Below are 15,289 nucleotides of genomic sequence, written 5' to 3'. Positions count from 1 at the left end.
CGTACGCCGGAGCGCCCGCTACTGCCCGACGGGCGGGCGGTGGCGGCGGTGGGGGTGGCGGGTCAGGGTGTAGCCGCCGATGGCCGCGAGGGCGCCGAGCACGGCGCCGCCCACGGTCCACGCCCAGCGGTCGGACCACCAGCTGCCGTTCCAGCCGCTCTCCGGCTCCTTCAGCCCGGCCGCGTGCAGCGGGGCGATCTCGCCGCCTTCGGCGTCGGCGCCGCCCATGTCCTTCACATCCGCCTGGATCTCCGCCTTCACGGGCAGGCCGAGGTCCTGGTCGGGGCCGTCGGAGACGGTGAGACGGACGTAATAGGCGCCGGGGAGCGGGTCGTTCGCCCAGCGCTCGGACCACGGGCGGACGGTGCGCAGCGTGCAGGTCAGGGTGACCGAGCCGGCGTCGCCCGCCGCCCGCCGCGTGGGCTCGCCCGAGGCGCACGCCTGGCGGCGGCGCAGGCCGTCGAAGACGTCGAGCTGCCAGGTGGCCGCGCCGTGCCGGCGGGACGCCTCCGGCAGCTGCACGGTGGTCTTCACGGTGGCCCGCTGCCCGGCGCCGGCGGGGAACTGCCAGTAGAGGTAGTCACCGGTCGAGGCGGTCGCCGTGGCCTTCTGTCCCTGCTCGAGGGCGGTGGCGGTACGGAAGGTGGTGCCGGCCTCCGTCGGGGCGTCACCGTCCTTCGCGGAGGCGCTCGGGCTCGGGGTGTCGGCGACGGCTCCGGAGGCCGAGCCGAACAGGGCCGCGCCGGCCAGCAGCGCGGCGGCCATCACACGGGTTCCACGCATCAGTTCGCCCTCCACACAGCGACACGCCAGCGGGACAGCCAGCCCCACACCAGCCCGGCGAGCAGTCCGGTCACGGCCAGCACGGCCAGCAGCACCCAGCCCCGGCCCAGACCGAAGGCGGCCAGGTCGGAGGGGTTGTCGGGGGCCTTCGCCAGATCGACGGCCAGCTCCAGCGGCAGGCCCGGGTCACGCTTGACGGACGGGGGCGCGGAGAAGGAGTTGGAGACCTCCAGACAGACCGTCCGGGCCTCCTTGTCGTTCTTGTCCTTCGCGACGGGGTAGCGCAGCCCGGACGACATCACGTCCGTACGCCCACTGCCCGCGTCGGAGCCGCGGACGAGTTCCTGGCCGTTCTCCCCGACGGCGCGCACGAGCACGCCGTAGTCGCGGTCGACGGCGCGGTCGGCGCCCACGCTCACCGAGGTGCGCAGCTCCTGACCGGGCTTCACCCGCACGCGGTACCAGCGGTGCTCGGCGAAGGTCTCCCGGTCGGTCCAGATCCCGGCGCCGAGCTCGGGCGCCTTGGCGCACTCGGCCGCGCCCTGCACGGGCTTCGGGGTCACGACGGGGGTGTCGGCGCGGCGGACGATCTGCTTGATCTTGCCCGACAGTTCGTCGGTGTGCTGGACCGAGGTGAACGTGCCGCCGGTGGCCTCGGCGATGCAGGTGAGCTGCTCGCGCGTCTTGTCGTCGTGGGCGAGGCCGAGCGTGTCGACCGTCAAGTGCGTGCCCTTGGCGGCGAGTTCGCGGGCCACGTCGCACGGGTCGGGCTGGCCGCAGGAGTCCTCGCCGTCGGTGATGAGGACGACCCGGCGGGTGCCGCCGTCGGTGCCGAGGTCCTGGTCGGCGCCGCGCAGCGCGTAGCCGATCGGTGTCCAGCCGGTGGGCCGCAGGGTGGCGACGGCCGCCTTGGCCTCCGTGCGGTCCACGGGTCCTACGGGGTAGAGCTGCTTGCTGTCGCGGCAGCCGATCTCCTTGTCGTCACCGGGGTAGGTGGCGCCGAGCGTGCGGATGCCGAGCCGCACGCCCGTGGGGACGGCGTCGATCACTTCGTTGAACGCCTGCTGAGCGGCCGCCATGCGCGACTGGCCGTCCACGTCCCGGGCCCGCATCGAGCCACTGACATCCAGTACGAGCTCGACCTTCGGGGAGTCCTTCGAAGGTCCGTCGGCGGCGCTCGCCGGGGCGGTTCCTGCGGCGAGCGCGGCGAGCAGAGCGCATGCGCCCGCCGCGAGCCGTCTTGTGATGATCATCCGAAGATCCTAGTGAGGGACGGGCTGCCGCCCCAAACCGCGTGCGCGGCAGGCGGCTCCGCCCCGGACCGCAAACGCCGGACGGGCTCGAGGATTCAGCCCGGCCGGCGTTTAAGGCCGCCCGCCGCAGGCGCGACGGACCCGCGGACGGATTACTGCTCGCCGCCCTCCAGCTCGCCCTCCGTTTCCAGGAAGGCACGCTTCAACGCGTCCAGCGTCGAAGCGTCCGGCTTGGCCCACATGCCCCGGCTCTCCGCCTCCAGGAGGCGTTCGGCGATGCCGTGCAGGGCCCAGGGGTTGGCCTCCTGGAGGAAGGCGCGGTTCTCCGGGTCGAGGACGTATGTCTGGGTGAGCTTGTCGTACATCCAGTCGGGCACGACGCCGGTGGTGGCGTCGTAGCCGAACAAGTAGTCCACCGTGGCGGCGAGTTCGAAGGCGCCCTTGTAGCCGTGGCGGCGCATCGCCTCGATCCAGCGGGGGTTGACCACGCGGGCGCGGAAGACGCGGGAGGTCTCCTCCACCAGGGTGCGGGTGCGGACCGTCTCCGGGCGGGTGGAGTCGCCGATGTACGCCTCCGGGGCCCTGCCCTTGAGAGCCTTCACGGTCGCGACCATGCCGCCGTGGTACTGGAAGTAGTCGTCGGAGTCGGCGATGTCGTGTTCGCGAGTGTCGGTGTTCTTGGCCGCGACCGCGATCCGCTTGTAGGCACTCTCCATCTCCTCGCGGGCCGGGCGGCCTTCGAGCTCGCGGCCGTAGGCGTAGCCGCCCCAGACGGTGTAGACCTCCGCGAGGTCGGCGTCGGTGCGCCAGTCACGGCTGTCGATGAGCTGGAGCAGACCGGCGCCGTACGTGCCGGGGCGGGAGCCGAAGATGCGGGTGGTGGCGCGGCGTTCGTCGCCGTGGGCGGCGAGGTCGGCCTGCGTGTGGGCCCGTACGAAGTTGCGCTCCGCCGGTTCCTCCAGCGCGGCGGCCAGCCGTACGGCGTCGTCCAGCAGGCCGATGACGTGCGGGAAGGCGTCACGGAAGAAGCCGCTGATGCGCAGGGTGACGTCGACGCGGGGGCGGCCGAGCTCCTCCAGGGGGATCGGCTCCAGGCCGTTGACGCGGCGGGAGGCGTCGTCCCACAGCGGCCGGACGCCCAGCAGGGCGAGGGCTTCCGCGACGTCGTCGCCCGCGGTGCGCATCGCGCTGGTGCCCCACAGGGACAGACCCACCGACGTCGGCCAGTCGCCGTGGTCGGTGCGGTAGCGCTCCAGGAGCGAGTCGGCGAGGGCCTGGCCGGTCTCCCAGGCCAGGCGGCTGGGCACGGCCTTGGGGTCGACGGAGTAGAAGTTGCGGCCTGTCGGCAGGACGTTGACCAGGCCGCGCAGTGGCGAGCCGGACGGCCCGGCGGGCACGAACCCGCCGGCGAGGGCGTGCACGGCGTGGTCGAGCTCGTCGGTGGTGGCGGCCAGCCTCGGGACGACCTCGCGGGCGGCGAAGTCCAGGATGTCCGCGACGCCTTGGGGCTGCCCCTGGGCGACGCCGGAGACGGCGGCCGGGTCCCACTCCGCGTCCTCCATCGCCTGGACGAGGGCGCGCGCCTTCTCCTCCGCCTCGTCGGCGGTGGTGCGGGTGGCGGCGGACTCGTCCAGGCCGAGTGCCTCGCGCAGTCCGGGCAGGGCGGCCGTACCGCCCCAGATCTGCCGGGCGCGCAGGATCGACAGAACGAGGTTGACGCGCTCGGGGCCGGTGGGCGCGCCGCCGAGGACGTGCAGGCCGTCGCGGATCTGGGCGTCCTTGACCTCGCACAGCCAGCCGTCGACGTGCAGCAGGAAGTCGTCGAAGCCGTCGTCGTCGGGGCGGTCCTCCAGGCCGAGGTCGTGGTCGAGCTTGGCGGCCTGGATCAGGGTCCAGATCTGGGCGCGGATGGCGGGCAGCTTGGCCGGGTCCATCGCGGAGATCGAGGCGTATTCGTCGAGGAGCTGTTCCAGGCGCGCGATGTCGCCGTAGGACTCGGCGCGGGCCATCGGCGGCACGAGGTGGTCGACGAGGGTGGCGTGGGCGCGGCGCTTGGCCTGGGTGCCCTCGCCGGGGTCGTTGACGAGGAAGGGGTAGACCAGGGGCAGGTCGCCGAGGGCGGCGTCGGGGCCGCAGGCGGCGGACAGGCCGGCGTTCTTGCCGGGCAGCCACTCCAGATTGCCGTGCTTGCCGAGGTGGACCATGGCGTCGGCGCCGAAGCCGCCGTCCTCGCGCGTGGCCGCGATCCAGCGGTAGGCGGCGAGGTAGTGGTGCGAGGGCGGCAGGTCGGGGTCGTGGTAGATGGCGATGGGGTTCTCGCCGAAGCCGCGCGGCGGCTGAATGAGGATCAGCAGATTGCCGCGGCGCAGGGCCGCGAGCACGATGTCGCCGTCCGGGTCGCCCTCGGCGGTGCGGCTGCGGTCGAGGAACATCTCGCCGGGCGGCGGGCCCCAGTGCTCCTCGACGGACTCGCGCAGCTCCCGCGGCAGCCGGGCGTACCAGCGCTTGTAGTCGGCGGCGGGGATGCGGACGGGATTGCGGGCGAGCTGCTCCTCGGTGAGCCACTCCTGGTCGTGGCCGCCTGCCTCGATGAGGGCGTAGATCAGCTCGTCGCCGTCACCGGACGCGAGACCGGGGACCGGCTCGGTGCCGAAGTCGTAGCCCTCCTCGCGCAGTCGGCGCAGCAGGGCGACGGCGCTGGCGGGGGTGTCGAGGCCGACGGCGTTGCCGATGCGGGAGTGCTTGGTGGGGTAGGCGGAGAGCACGAGCGCGAGGCGCTTCTCGGCGGCCGGGATGTGGCGCAGCCTGGCGTGGCGCACGGCGATGCCCGCGACGCGCGCGGCCCGCTCGGGGTCGGCGACGTACATCGGCAGGCCGTCCTCGTCCACCTCCTTGAAGGAGAAGGGGACGGTGATCAGGCGGCCGTCGAACTCGGGGACGGCGACCTGGGTCGCGGCGTCGAGCGGCGAGAGGCCCTCGTCGTTCTCCTCCCAGGCGCTGCGCGGCCCGGTCAGGCACAGGGCCTGGAGGACGGGCACGTCGAGGGCGGCCAGCGCGCCGGCGTCCCAGGATTCGTCGTCGCCGCCCGCGGAGGCGGCGGCGGGCTTGGTGCCGCCGGCGGCGAGCACGGTGGTGACGACGGCGTCGGCGGTGCGCAGGGCGTCGACGAGCTCGGGCTCGGGGGCGCGCAGGGAAGCGACGTAGAGCGGCACCGGGACGCCGCCCGCGTCCTCGACGGCACCGCAGAGGGTGTCCACGAAGCCGGTGTTGCCGCTCATGTGGTGGGCGCGGTAGTAGAGCACCGCGATGCGCGGACCGCCGGTGTCCGCCACGCGCGGGGTGCGCTCCAGCGGGCCCCAGGTGGGGGCGGGCGCGGGCGCCTCGAAGCCGTGGCCGGTGAGCAGCACGGTGTCGGAGAGGAAGCGGGCGAGCTGCCCGAGGTTGGCGGGGCCGCCGTGGGCGAGGTAGGCGTGGGCCTCGGCGGCGATGCCGATGGGCACGGTGGAGTGCTCCATCAGCTGGGCGTCGGGCGCCTGTTCGCCGGTGAGCACGACGACGGGGCGGTCCCCGGCGAGGAGCCGGTCGAGGCCCTCCTGCCAGGCGCGGACCCCGCCGAGGAGGCGGACGACCACGAGGTCGGTGCCCTCCAGCAGGCCGGGGAGTTCATCGAGCGCGAGCCGGGCGGGGTTGGCGAGCCGGTACGGGACCGGGCCCCCCTGAGCGGCAGCCGCGCGGGCGCTGAGCAGGTCGGTGTCGGACGTCGACAGGAGAAGGATCACGCGGCGCTCCCCAGGGCATCGTGGGTCGCCCGGGGCGTGCTGAACCGGAATGTGCGCATGCGGCGGCAGCCTTCCTCGGGGTCCGCGCCCCGGGCGGTTGGAGGACGGCGGGAGTTCCTGACTCGCCCGGCAATCGCTGCCGGGCTCACAGTGGCGGGACCGTGCCGGAGTCCCACCGGCTTCCTCCCCTGGCGCCGTCGCTGGCGTTCGGTCCGGGCCGGACCACCTGGGCCGACCCTTCCGTGAGCATAGTAAGCGCTGGCGGGCGCCGTAGGGGCCGGTGCCCGGGGCCCGGCCGTCGGTATGCTCGCCGCCATGTCCGTCACCCCCACATCCGCCTCGGACCGGGATAACTCCGGCGGCGCCGCCGTACCCCCGAAGGGCTCCGTCCGCACGGGCGGTGACGCCTGCCCGGGCGCGCTGCGCCTGCACTCCGCGGACGACGGCGCGCTGGCCCGCGTCCGGCTGCCCGCCGGAGTCCTGACGGACCGTCAGGCCGCGGCGCTGGCAGGGCTGTCCGAGGAGCTGGGCGACGGGCACCTCGACATCACCTCGCGCGGCAACATACAGCTGCGCGGCCTCGCCGACGGCTGCGGCGGCGAACTCGGCGAGCGGCTGCGCGCGGCCGGAATGCTGCCGTCCGACCGGCACGAGCGGGTGCGCAACACCGTGGCGTCACCGCTGTGCGGACTGGACGGCGCCGGGCACGGCGATGTCCAGTCCTGGGCGCGGGAACTGGACCGGCTGCTGTGCGCGAACCCGGATGTGACGGATCTTTCGGGACGCTTCCTCTTCGGCCTGGACGACGGCCGGGGTGACATCGCGGCACTCGGCCCCGATGTGACATTGATCGCAGCCGAGGACGGCCAGGCCCTGCTCGGCTACGGCACTTCCGCCTCCGGACTGCGGATGGCCGCCGCGCACGGGCCGCGGGCGGCCGTGCTCGCGGCGGAGGTGTTCCTGGACGCGGCACGCGGAAGCGGCGCCTCCGCCTGGCGCGTCAAGGACCTCGCGGCGGAACACCGGCCGCGCGCCGGCACGTTGGCGCACCGGCTGGCCACCGCCGGGATCGTCTCCGCGCCCGCCACACTCGCGCCGCCGCACGGCGCTCCGGTGGAACCGGGCCTGGTCACCGGCCCGTACGGGCGCACCGCGCTCTCGGTGGCGGCGCCGCTGGGCCGGCTGACCGCCGCTCAGTGGCGGCTGCTCGTCCGCACCGCCGCCGAGGACGGGGCCGGTGAGCTGCGTGTGACACCCTGGCGCGGCGTCGTCGTGCCGGGACTGCCGTCAGGTGCGGCCGCCGATCGGCTGGCCGCGCTCGCGGACGCCGGTCTCGTCACCTCCGCCGCCTCCCCCTGGCACCGTGCGGGCGCGTGCGCCGGCCGCCCCGGCTGCGCGAAGTCCCGCGCGGACGTACGGGCGGACGCCGCGGCCTGCCTCGCGGAGCAGCGTGCCGGCGGCCTGCCGGTGTACTGGTCCGGGTGCGAACGAAGGTGCGGTCATCCCTCGGGTGCCTGGGTGGATGTCCTGGCAACCGGTGACGGGTATGAAGTCGCCGTACGGGGCGGCACCGCCCACGGCACGAGGCGCACGGTGACGGCGGCGGAGTCGGCGGCGGCGGTGACGGCGGCACGCGGGACGACTTGACCCGAACGACCCTGACCTGAACGGCCATGCCGCACACCCCGGACCCACAGAGCGAAACCAGCAAGCGAGGCGAAGTGTTCGAGTACGAGAAGGACGGCGCGTCCATCTACCGCCAGTCCTTTGCCACCATCCGCGCCGAGGCCGACCTCGGCGCGCTGCCGCCGGATGTCAGTCAGGTCGCGGTGCGCATGATCCACGCCTGCGGGATGGTCGATCTCGTACGGGACATCGCCTACAGCCCGCGGGTCGTGGCCCGCGCGCGCGAGGCGCTGCGCGCCGGTGCGCCGATCCTGTGCGACGCGAACATGGTCGCGAGCGGCGTCACCCGCAAGCGGCTGCCCGCGGACAACGAGGTGCTCTGCACCCTCGCCGACCCGGCCGTGCCGGAGCTGGCCCGCGAGATGGGCACCACGCGCAGCGCCGCCGCGCTGGAGCTGTGGCGGGACAGGCTCGACGGTGCGGTGGTGGCCGTCGGCAACGCGCCGACGGCGCTGTTCCGGCTGCTGGAGATGGTGCGCGACGGCGCCCCGCGCCCGGCGGCCGTCATCGGCATCCCGGTGGGCTTCATCGGCGCCGCCGAGTCCAAGGACGCGCTGGCCGGCAGCCCGTTGGGGCTGGAGTATCTGGTGGTGCGGGGCAGGCGGGGCGGCAGCGCGATGGCCGCCGCCGCGATCAACGCGATAGCGAGCGAGGAAGAGTGAGCGAGCAGCAGACCACGGGCCGGCTCTACGGAGTCGGGCTCGGCCCCGGCGACCCGTCCCTGATGACCGTGCGTGCCGTCGAGGTCATCGCCTCGGCCGACGTCGTCGCCTATCACAGCGCCCGGCACGGCCGTTCCATCGCGCGCTCCATCGCCGAACGCCACCTGCGCCCCGACCACATCGAGGAGCGGCTGGTCTACCCCGTCACCGTGGAGGGAACCGACCATCCCGGCGGCTACCGCGGCGCGATGGAGGAGTTCTACGAGGAGGCCGCGGCCCGGCTCGCCGCCCACCTGGACGCCGGGCGGAGCGTCGCGGTGCTCGCCGAGGGCGACCCGCTCTTCTACAGCTCCTACATGCACATGCACAAGCGGCTCTCCGGCCGCTATCCCACCGAGGTGGTGCCCGGCGTCACGTCGGTCAGCGCGGCCGCCGCCGCGCTCGGCAGCCCGCTGGTGGAGGGCGAGGAGGTGCTGACGATCCTGCCGGGCACGCTGCCCGAGGAGGAGCTGACGGCCCGTCTGGCGTCGACCGACTCGGCCGTGGTGATGAAGCTGGGCCGCACGTTCCCCGCGGTGCGGGGCGCGCTGGAGCGCGCGGGGCGGCTGGCGGACGCGCGCTACGTGGAGCGCGCCACGATGGCCGGGCAGCGCACGGAGGCGCTGGCGGACGTGGAACCGGAGTCGGTGCCGTACTTCTCCGTGGCGGTGCTGCCGAGCCGCGTCGACGCGCCCGCGGCGGCCGGCGGGCAGGGCGAGGTCGTCGTGGTCGGGCTCGGCCCGGCGGGCCCGCTGTGGCTGACGCCGGAGGCCCGCGGCGAACTGGCGGCCGCGGACGACCTCGTCGGCTACAGCACCTACATCGACCGGGTGCCCGTGCGGCCCGGCCAGCGCCGCCACCCCTCCGACAACAAGGTGGAGTCCGAGCGCGCCGAGTTCGCCCTCGACCTCGCCCGGCAGGGCCGCAGGGTCGCGGTCGTCTCCTCCGGCGACCCGGGCGTCTTCGCGATGGCGACGGCCGTGCTGGAGGTCGCCTCGGAGGACCCCTACCGCGAGGTGCCGGTGCGGGTGCTGCCCGGCATGACCGCCGCCCACGCCGCGGCCTCCCGGGCGGGCGCGCCGCTCGGCCACGACTACGCGGTGATCTCGCTCTCCGACCGGCTCAAGCCGTGGGAGGTCATCGCGGAACGGCTGCGCTCCGCGGCGGCGGCGGACCTGGTCCTCGCCCTCTACAACCCCGGCTCCCGCAGCCGCCTGTGGCAGGTGGGCAAGGCGCGCGAACTGCTGCTGGAACACCGCACGCCGGACACGCCCGTGGTGCTGGGCCGCGACGTGGGCGGACCGGAGGAGAGCGTACGGATCGTGCGCCTGGGCGACCTCGATCCGGCGGAGGTCGACATGCGCACGATCCTCCTCGTGGGCTCGACGCAGACGCGCGCGGTGCGGCGGGGTGAGGGCGGCGGCGAGGAGGTCGTCTGGACGCCGAGGCGTTATCCGGAGGGATAACCGCCCTCACTGTCCGAGGAAGGTGACCTGCCGGATGCAGACCCGCTGGTGACGTGGCACGACCTGGTACAAGAACATGCCCGCCGCGTCGATGGTCTCGTGCCGCACGCGGGGCGAAGTACCTGTGTACTTCGCCCCGTCAAGGTAGAGAGCTGTAGCGGCGCGGACCAGTTCGTCGGCCCGCTGCTCCACCTTCGCGATGAAGGCAAGGTCGTCGATGCCGCCGATGACGTACCCGGGATCCGGGTCGTACTCCCACGCCCATGTGTCAGTCACCGGTCACCGCGGCACGGGCCTCGTTGTGGACGGCCAAGCACTCGTCCATGGCCTGACGCCACCGGGGGTCGTCACGGTCGAGGGTGTTCGCCCTGTCCAGGGCCGAGCGATAGCGGGCGGCCAGGGCGGGGCGGCGCTCGATCTCGATCTCGGCCGCCCACTTGATCTGGAAGATCCGGATCGGGTTGAACGAGGCGTGCTGAGTGGCTGCGGTGAACGCCGAATCACGGTCCGCTTGAAACTCCGCGAGACGGGAAGGGGCGACACGAGCGAGCGCGGCCCGTAGTGCGGGAAACGTCATCTCGGGCTGCGGGATGAGCTCCGCGGGCTCTTCGGCCTGCCGTGCGGTCATGGGTGCTCCATCTCTCCGGCCTCGTTTGAACCGTACCGGTTCGGATCCTGACGCCGGAGCGGAACCAACCGGTCACCGTCAGCCGAGCACGCTTCTCACCCACCCCACCGCCTCCTCCGGCCCGGCGGCTTCCGGTACACCCGTCGGCACCGGCGGCCGCCGCACCACCACCACCGGCACCCCCGCCTCACGCGCGGCGACAAGCTTCGCGGCGACCGCCGATCCGCCCGAGTCCTTCGTCACCAGCACCTCCACCCGGTGCCTGCGCACAAGCTCCCGCTCGCCCTCCAGCGTGAACGGCCCCCGCTCCAGCAGCACTTCCATCCGCGGTGGCACCGGCGGCTCGGGGGCGTCCACGGAGCGCATGAGGAACCACATATCCTCAAGGTGCGCGAAGGCGGCCAGCCCCATCCGGCCCGTGGTCAGGAAGACCCGTTCACCCAGCGCGGGCAGCGCCCGCGCCGCCTCGTCCAGCGACGCGACGGAAGTCCAGCGGTCCCCCGGGCCCGCGACCCACCCCGGGCGGCGCAGGGCGAGCAGGGGAACATGGGCATCCGCGGCCGCCTCCGCCGCGTGGAAACTGATCGTGCCGGCGAAAGGATGGGTGGCGTCGATGAGCGCGTCCACCTGCTGTTCGCGCAGCCAGCGGGCCAGGCCGCCGGGCCCCCCGAACCCCCCGATGCGCACCTCCCCCGCGGGCAGCCGCGGCTCGGCGACACGGCCCGCCAGCGAGCTGGTGACGCGCAGTGCCGGGTCCGCGGCCAGCTCGGCGGCGAGGCGGCGCGCCTCGGTCGTGCCGCCCAGGATCAGGACATGGCGCTCGGCGCTCACCGCGGGCCCTTCCGTTCGCTGTGCCCGTGCTGCCGCCGGGCGTTCATGGTCCGGGGCCCACTCTACGGCCGGAGGCCACCGTGGCTGAGACCGAGGCCGCGCCGCCGGCGGGCGGGCGTACGGCGCAGCTCGCGCACACCGGGCTGCGGCACGGCTGGACGACGGGGGCCTGCGCGACGGCCGCGACGACCGCCGCCTACACCGCGCTGCTCACCGGCGACTTCCCCGACCCGGTGACGATCACGCTCCCCAAGGGACAGACGCCCGCCTTCGCGCTGGCCGCCGAGGAGCTGGGCGGGGGCCGGGCCATGGCGGCGGTCGTCAAGGACGCCGGGGACGACCCGGACGTGACGCACGGCGCGCTGATCCGCTCGACGGTGCGGGTGCTGCCGCCCGGTTCCGGGGTGGTCTTCCGCGCCGGGCCGGGAGTGGGGACCGTGACCCGCCCCGGGCTGCCCCTGCCCGTGGGCGAACCCGCCGTGAACCCCGTGCCCCGGCAGCTGATGCGCGACCACGTCGCCGAGGCCGCCGCCCGGCACGGCGGCACGGGTGACGTCGAGATCGAGATCTCGGTGGACCACGGCGAGGAGATCGCCCGCTCCACCTGGAACCCCCGCCTCGGCATCCTGGGCGGGCTGTCGATCCTGGGCACCACGGGCGTCGTCGTGCCGTATTCCTGCTCCGCCTGGATCGACAGCATCCGGCGCGGTGTGGACGTGGCACGGGCGGCGGGCCGTACCCATGTGGCGGGGTGCACGGGGTCCACGTCGGAGAAGGTCGCGGTGGCCGTGCACGGGCTGCCGGAGGACGCCCTGCTGGACATGGGCGACTTCGCGGGCGCGGTGCTGAAGTACATCCGCAGGCACCCGGTGGACCGGCTGACGGTGGCGGGCGGTTTCGCCAAGCTGTCCAAGCTCGCGGCGGGGCATCTGGATCTGCATTCGGCACGTTCACAGGTGGACAAGGGGTTCCTGGCGGAGCTGGCCCGGCGGGGCGGCGCGGACACCGGTCTCGTGGCGGCGGTCGCCGCCGCGAACACGGGCCTCGACGCGCTCCAGCGGTGCGCCGCGCGTGGCGTGCCGCTGGGCGACCTGGTCGCGGCGACGGCGCGTGACGAGGCGCTCGCGGTGCTGCGGGGCGCGCCGGTCGCGGTCGACGTCATCTGCATCGACCGCGCGGGCACGATCGTCGGGCGCGCGGAACCCCGTGGCCCGAGGACCGGCTGACGGCGGCGGCCTGTACGCTACAGCCGCACCAGGCCCAACTGCCGGGCGAGCCGCATCAGGTCGTACGTCCACCATCCTTCCTGGATCCGGCCGTCGCGGAAGGCGAAGACGGTGACGCCCGTCATCTCGACGTCCCGGCCGGTCGGTTCCAGGCCCATGAACGCGCCGGTGTGCGTGCCCCGCCACGTCCACGACGTGGCCACCTGGTCGCCTTCGGCCAGCTGGCCGTGGAGCGCGAAGTGGAAGTCGAACGCCGCGCGCCAGTTGGTGACGTCGTCCTTCATGGCGTCGGAGCCGATCGTGGTGTCCGTCTCCTTGCCGATGTCGTGGCCGCGGTAATCGGCGGCGAACAGCTCGTCCATGAGGCCGAGGTCGCCCCCGACGGCGATGTCCTCGAAGAAGCGGCGGGCGGTGGCCTTGTTGAGCTGCTCGTCACGGACGACTTCGAGGTCCGTGAAGGCGGGCTCCCCCTCGCAGAGGGCGACCATCTCCTCGAAGATGCGGTTGGTCTCCGGGAGACCGGAGTTCTTCATCGCCTCTTCGTACGAAGGGAACTCTATGATCTCCACATAGTGATCGCCGTCGGAGCGGTCCCGGCCGACGACGGCGTGGGTGGCGGTGCGCTTGCCCTCGGTCGCCTCGACCCACTGGTCCATGAGCCGGCTCATCTCGTCATAACTACGCGTCTTGCAGTCCACTATCTGCATAAATGCCATAGCGGCCTCACCTCCCGGGTGATATGTCCAGGTTAGACCTGGCAGCCACCCACCCGGGACGCGAGAAGGGGCTACGCGGGGGTAGCCACGGCTCAGCGGGCGCGGGTCGTGGAGTAGAGGTGGCTGTCCGGGAACTGCTCCGCCGCCAGCGCCCGCCCGACGATGATGACCGCCGTCCGCACCACGCCCGCCGCCTGAACCTGTCCGGCGATGTCGGCCAGCGTGCCGCGCAGGACGAGTTCGTCGGGCCGGCTGGCCATGGCGACGACGGCCGCGGGGCAGTCGGGGCCGTAGTGCGGGAGGAGTTCGGCGACGACGCGGTCGGCGTAGCGGGCCGCGAGGTGCAGGACGAGCAGGGCGCCGCTGCGGCCGAGCGTGGCCAGGTCCTCGCCCGCGGGCATGGGGGTGGCCTGCTGGGCGACGCGTGTGAGGATCACGGTCTGCCCCACGGTGGGCACGGTCAGCTCGCGGCCGAGGGCGGCGGCGGCCGCGGCGAAGGAGGGCACGCCGGGCACGATCTCGTACGCGATGCCCGCCGCGTCCAGGCGGCGCATCTGCTCGGCGACGGCACTGAAGACGGCGGGGTCGCCGGAGTGCAGCCGGGCCACGTCGTGCCCGGCCTCGTGCGCGCGCACGAACTCGTCCGTGATCTGGTCCAGGTTCAGCCGCGCCGTGTCGACGAGGCGGGCACCGGGCGGGCACTCGGCGAGGAGTTCGCGCGGGACGAGGCTGCCCGCGTAGAGGCAGACGCCGCAGCGGGCGAGCGTCCGCGCGCCGCGCACCGTGATCAGGTCGGCGGCGCCGGGGCCGGCGCCGATGAAGTACACGGTCATGGCTGGGGGTCTCCTAGCGGGATGGTGGGGCTTTATCTTCCGTACCCGGGCCGGTCAGGGGCGCGCCGGTGCGGCGCCGTCGGCGCCGGTCGCCGTCTTGACCGCCGCCCACTGCGTCACCGGCATCGCCTGCCGCCAGCCCGTGAAGCCGCCGACGGGGACGGCGCGGGCGACGGCGAGGCGCGTCAGCTCTCCGCCGTGGCGCCGGTACCACTCGCCGAGCAGGGCCTCGGACTCCAGGGTGACCGTGTTGGCGACGATGCGCCCGCCCTCGGGCAGCGCGTCCCAGCAGGCCGTGAGCAGGCCGGGCGCGGTGAGCCCGCCACCGATGAACACCGCGTCGGGCACGGGCAGTCCGGCGAGCGCGGCGGGGGCCGCGCCGGTGACGACGCGCAGCGCGGGCACGCCGAGGGTCTCGGCGTTGCGGGCTATGCGCCCGGCCCGTACGGCGTCGCGCTCGACGGTGACGGCCCGGCAGGAGCGGTGGGCGCGCATCCACTCGATGCCGATGGAGCCGGAGCCGCCGCCGACGTCCCACAGCAGCTCGCCGGGGGCGGGGGCGAGGGCGGCCAGCGTCACGGCGCGTATGTGACGCTTCGTCAACTGTCCGTCGTGCTCGAAGGATTCGTCCGGCAGGCCGGGGGTGAGCGGCAGGCGGGGCGCGCCGGGGGCGCGCAGGCACTCGACGGCGATCACGTTGAGCGCGTCGCCGGGGGGCTGTCGCCAGCCGTCCGCCGTGCCCTCGACGCGGCGCTCGCGCTCGCCGCCGAGCTGTTCGAGCACGGTCATCCGGCTCGGGCCGAAGCCCCGGGCGGCCAGCAGCGCGGCGGCCTCGGCGGGGGTGTCCGCGCCGGAGCCGAGGAGGAGCAGCCGCCGCCCGTGGTGCAGGGCGGCGGCGAGCGCGGCGAGCGGGCGGCCGACGAGGCCGAGCACCTCGGTGTCGTCCAGCGGCCAGCCGAGCCGGGCACAGGCGTAGGAGACGGAGGAAGGGTGCGGCAGGATCCGCAGTCCGGCGGCGTCGCCGAGGACGTCGACGAGTGTGCGGCCGATGCCGAAGAACATCGGGTCGCCGCTGGCGAGCACACAGACCCGGCGCCCGGCGTGCCCGGCCAGGAGCCCCGGCACCGCCGGGCGCAGCGGCGAGGGCCAGGCGACGCGCTCCCCCGCGCACTCGGCGGGCAGCAGGTCCAGCTGCCGGGGGCCGCCGATCAGCACCTCGGCGTCGCGCAGCGCCTCCTGGGAGGCCGGGGCCAGGCCGGGCCAGCCGTCGGCGCCGATGCCTACGACGGTGACGGGGGTGTGGCTCACGGGGGCGCACCTCAAGGATCTGCGGTGGTCAGGGGCACCGGAACTCTACTGACCTGGGGAGACGGCGGAACAGCCGGGA

General features: G+C 74.2%; 13 protein-coding genes and 1 riboswitch. Of the genes, 4 read left to right on the top strand and 9 right to left on the bottom strand.

What is annotated here, in order from left to right; genetic code table 11:
• Nucleotides 1-18 precede the first annotated feature (18 nt).
• The 3 genes from ACH427_RS09495 to cobN form a co-directional block, all read right to left on the bottom strand.
• Nucleotides 19-783, bottom strand: a complete 765-nt coding sequence (locus ACH427_RS09495) for a hypothetical protein (protein ID WP_398868850.1) — start codon at nucleotides 781-783, stop codon at nucleotides 19-21.
• On the bottom strand, nucleotides 783-2,036 hold the full coding sequence (locus tag ACH427_RS09490; RefSeq protein WP_398868849.1) for a VWA domain-containing protein: 1,254 nt from the start codon (nucleotides 2,034-2,036) through the stop codon (nucleotides 783-785). The genes ACH427_RS09495 and ACH427_RS09490 overlap by 1 nt, the downstream gene beginning before the upstream one ends.
• A gap of 152 nt (nucleotides 2,037-2,188) precedes the next feature.
• Nucleotides 2,189-5,815, bottom strand: coding sequence for a cobaltochelatase subunit CobN (gene cobN / locus ACH427_RS09485; protein WP_398868848.1), 3,627 nt, complete (start codon nucleotides 5,813-5,815; stop codon nucleotides 2,189-2,191).
• Nucleotides 5,816-5,926: 111 nt separating this feature from the next.
• Nucleotides 5,927-6,001, bottom strand: a riboswitch (cobalamin riboswitch).
• A 129-nt stretch (nucleotides 6,002-6,130) separates the two neighbouring features.
• Here cobN and cobG point away from each other — a divergent pair.
• From cobG to ACH427_RS09470, 3 genes are all read left to right on the top strand, one after another.
• Complete coding sequence (gene cobG, locus ACH427_RS09480; protein ID WP_398868847.1) at nucleotides 6,131-7,462, top strand: precorrin-3B synthase; 1,332 nt, start codon at nucleotides 6,131-6,133, stop codon at nucleotides 7,460-7,462.
• Between the two features lie 74 nt (nucleotides 7,463-7,536).
• Nucleotides 7,537-8,163, top strand: coding sequence for a precorrin-8X methylmutase (locus tag ACH427_RS09475; protein WP_398868846.1), 627 nt, complete (start codon nucleotides 7,537-7,539; stop codon nucleotides 8,161-8,163).
• Nucleotides 8,160-9,668, top strand: a complete 1,509-nt coding sequence (locus ACH427_RS09470; RefSeq protein WP_398868845.1) for a precorrin-2 C(20)-methyltransferase — start codon at nucleotides 8,160-8,162, stop codon at nucleotides 9,666-9,668. The genes ACH427_RS09475 and ACH427_RS09470 overlap by 4 nt, the downstream gene beginning before the upstream one ends.
• A gap of 6 nt (nucleotides 9,669-9,674) precedes the next feature.
• Here the strand turns inward: ACH427_RS09470 and ACH427_RS09465 are convergent, their stop codons facing one another.
• From ACH427_RS09465 to ACH427_RS09455, 3 genes are all read right to left on the bottom strand, one after another.
• Nucleotides 9,675-9,944 carry a hypothetical protein gene (locus tag ACH427_RS09465; protein WP_398868844.1) on the bottom strand — a complete coding sequence of 90 codons (270 nt, stop codon included), beginning with the start codon at nucleotides 9,942-9,944 and terminating at the stop codon, nucleotides 9,675-9,677.
• Nucleotides 9,937-10,296, bottom strand: coding sequence for a hypothetical protein (locus tag ACH427_RS09460; RefSeq protein ID WP_398868843.1), 360 nt, complete (start codon nucleotides 10,294-10,296; stop codon nucleotides 9,937-9,939). The genes ACH427_RS09465 and ACH427_RS09460 overlap by 8 nt, the downstream gene beginning before the upstream one ends.
• Nucleotides 10,297-10,374: 78 nt before the next feature.
• Nucleotides 10,375-11,127, bottom strand: coding sequence for a cobalt-precorrin-6A reductase (locus ACH427_RS09455; RefSeq protein WP_398868842.1), 753 nt, complete (start codon nucleotides 11,125-11,127; stop codon nucleotides 10,375-10,377).
• A gap of 80 nt (nucleotides 11,128-11,207) precedes the next feature.
• Between ACH427_RS09455 and ACH427_RS09450 the strand changes: the two genes are divergently transcribed.
• On the top strand, nucleotides 11,208-12,353 hold the full coding sequence (locus tag ACH427_RS09450; RefSeq protein WP_398868841.1) for a cobalt-precorrin-5B (C(1))-methyltransferase: 1,146 nt from the start codon (nucleotides 11,208-11,210) through the stop codon (nucleotides 12,351-12,353).
• A gap of 17 nt (nucleotides 12,354-12,370) precedes the next feature.
• Here ACH427_RS09450 and ACH427_RS09445 read toward each other — a convergent pair whose 3' ends face one another.
• From ACH427_RS09445 to cbiE, 3 genes are all read right to left on the bottom strand, one after another.
• Nucleotides 12,371-13,069, bottom strand: coding sequence for an ester cyclase (locus tag ACH427_RS09445; RefSeq protein ID WP_398868840.1), 699 nt, complete (start codon nucleotides 13,067-13,069; stop codon nucleotides 12,371-12,373).
• 92 nt (nucleotides 13,070-13,161) lie between these two features.
• Complete coding sequence (gene cobM, locus ACH427_RS09440) at nucleotides 13,162-13,902, bottom strand: precorrin-4 C(11)-methyltransferase (RefSeq protein ID WP_398868839.1); 741 nt, start codon at nucleotides 13,900-13,902, stop codon at nucleotides 13,162-13,164.
• A 54-nt stretch (nucleotides 13,903-13,956) separates the two neighbouring features.
• The gene (gene cbiE / locus ACH427_RS09435; protein WP_398868838.1) at nucleotides 13,957-15,210 is read right to left on the bottom strand and encodes a precorrin-6y C5,15-methyltransferase (decarboxylating) subunit CbiE; all 1,254 of its coding nucleotides are present in this window, start codon (nucleotides 15,208-15,210) and stop codon (nucleotides 13,957-13,959) included.
• Nucleotides 15,211-15,289: the final 79 nt, after the last annotated feature.

This window comes from Streptomyces sp. NPDC020379, from assembly GCF_044387105.1.
GTDB lineage: Bacteria > Actinomycetota > Actinomycetes > Streptomycetales > Streptomycetaceae > Streptomyces.
The sequence above is the reverse complement of the archived record's forward strand: the minus strand, read 5'-3'. Positions and strand labels throughout refer to the sequence as shown.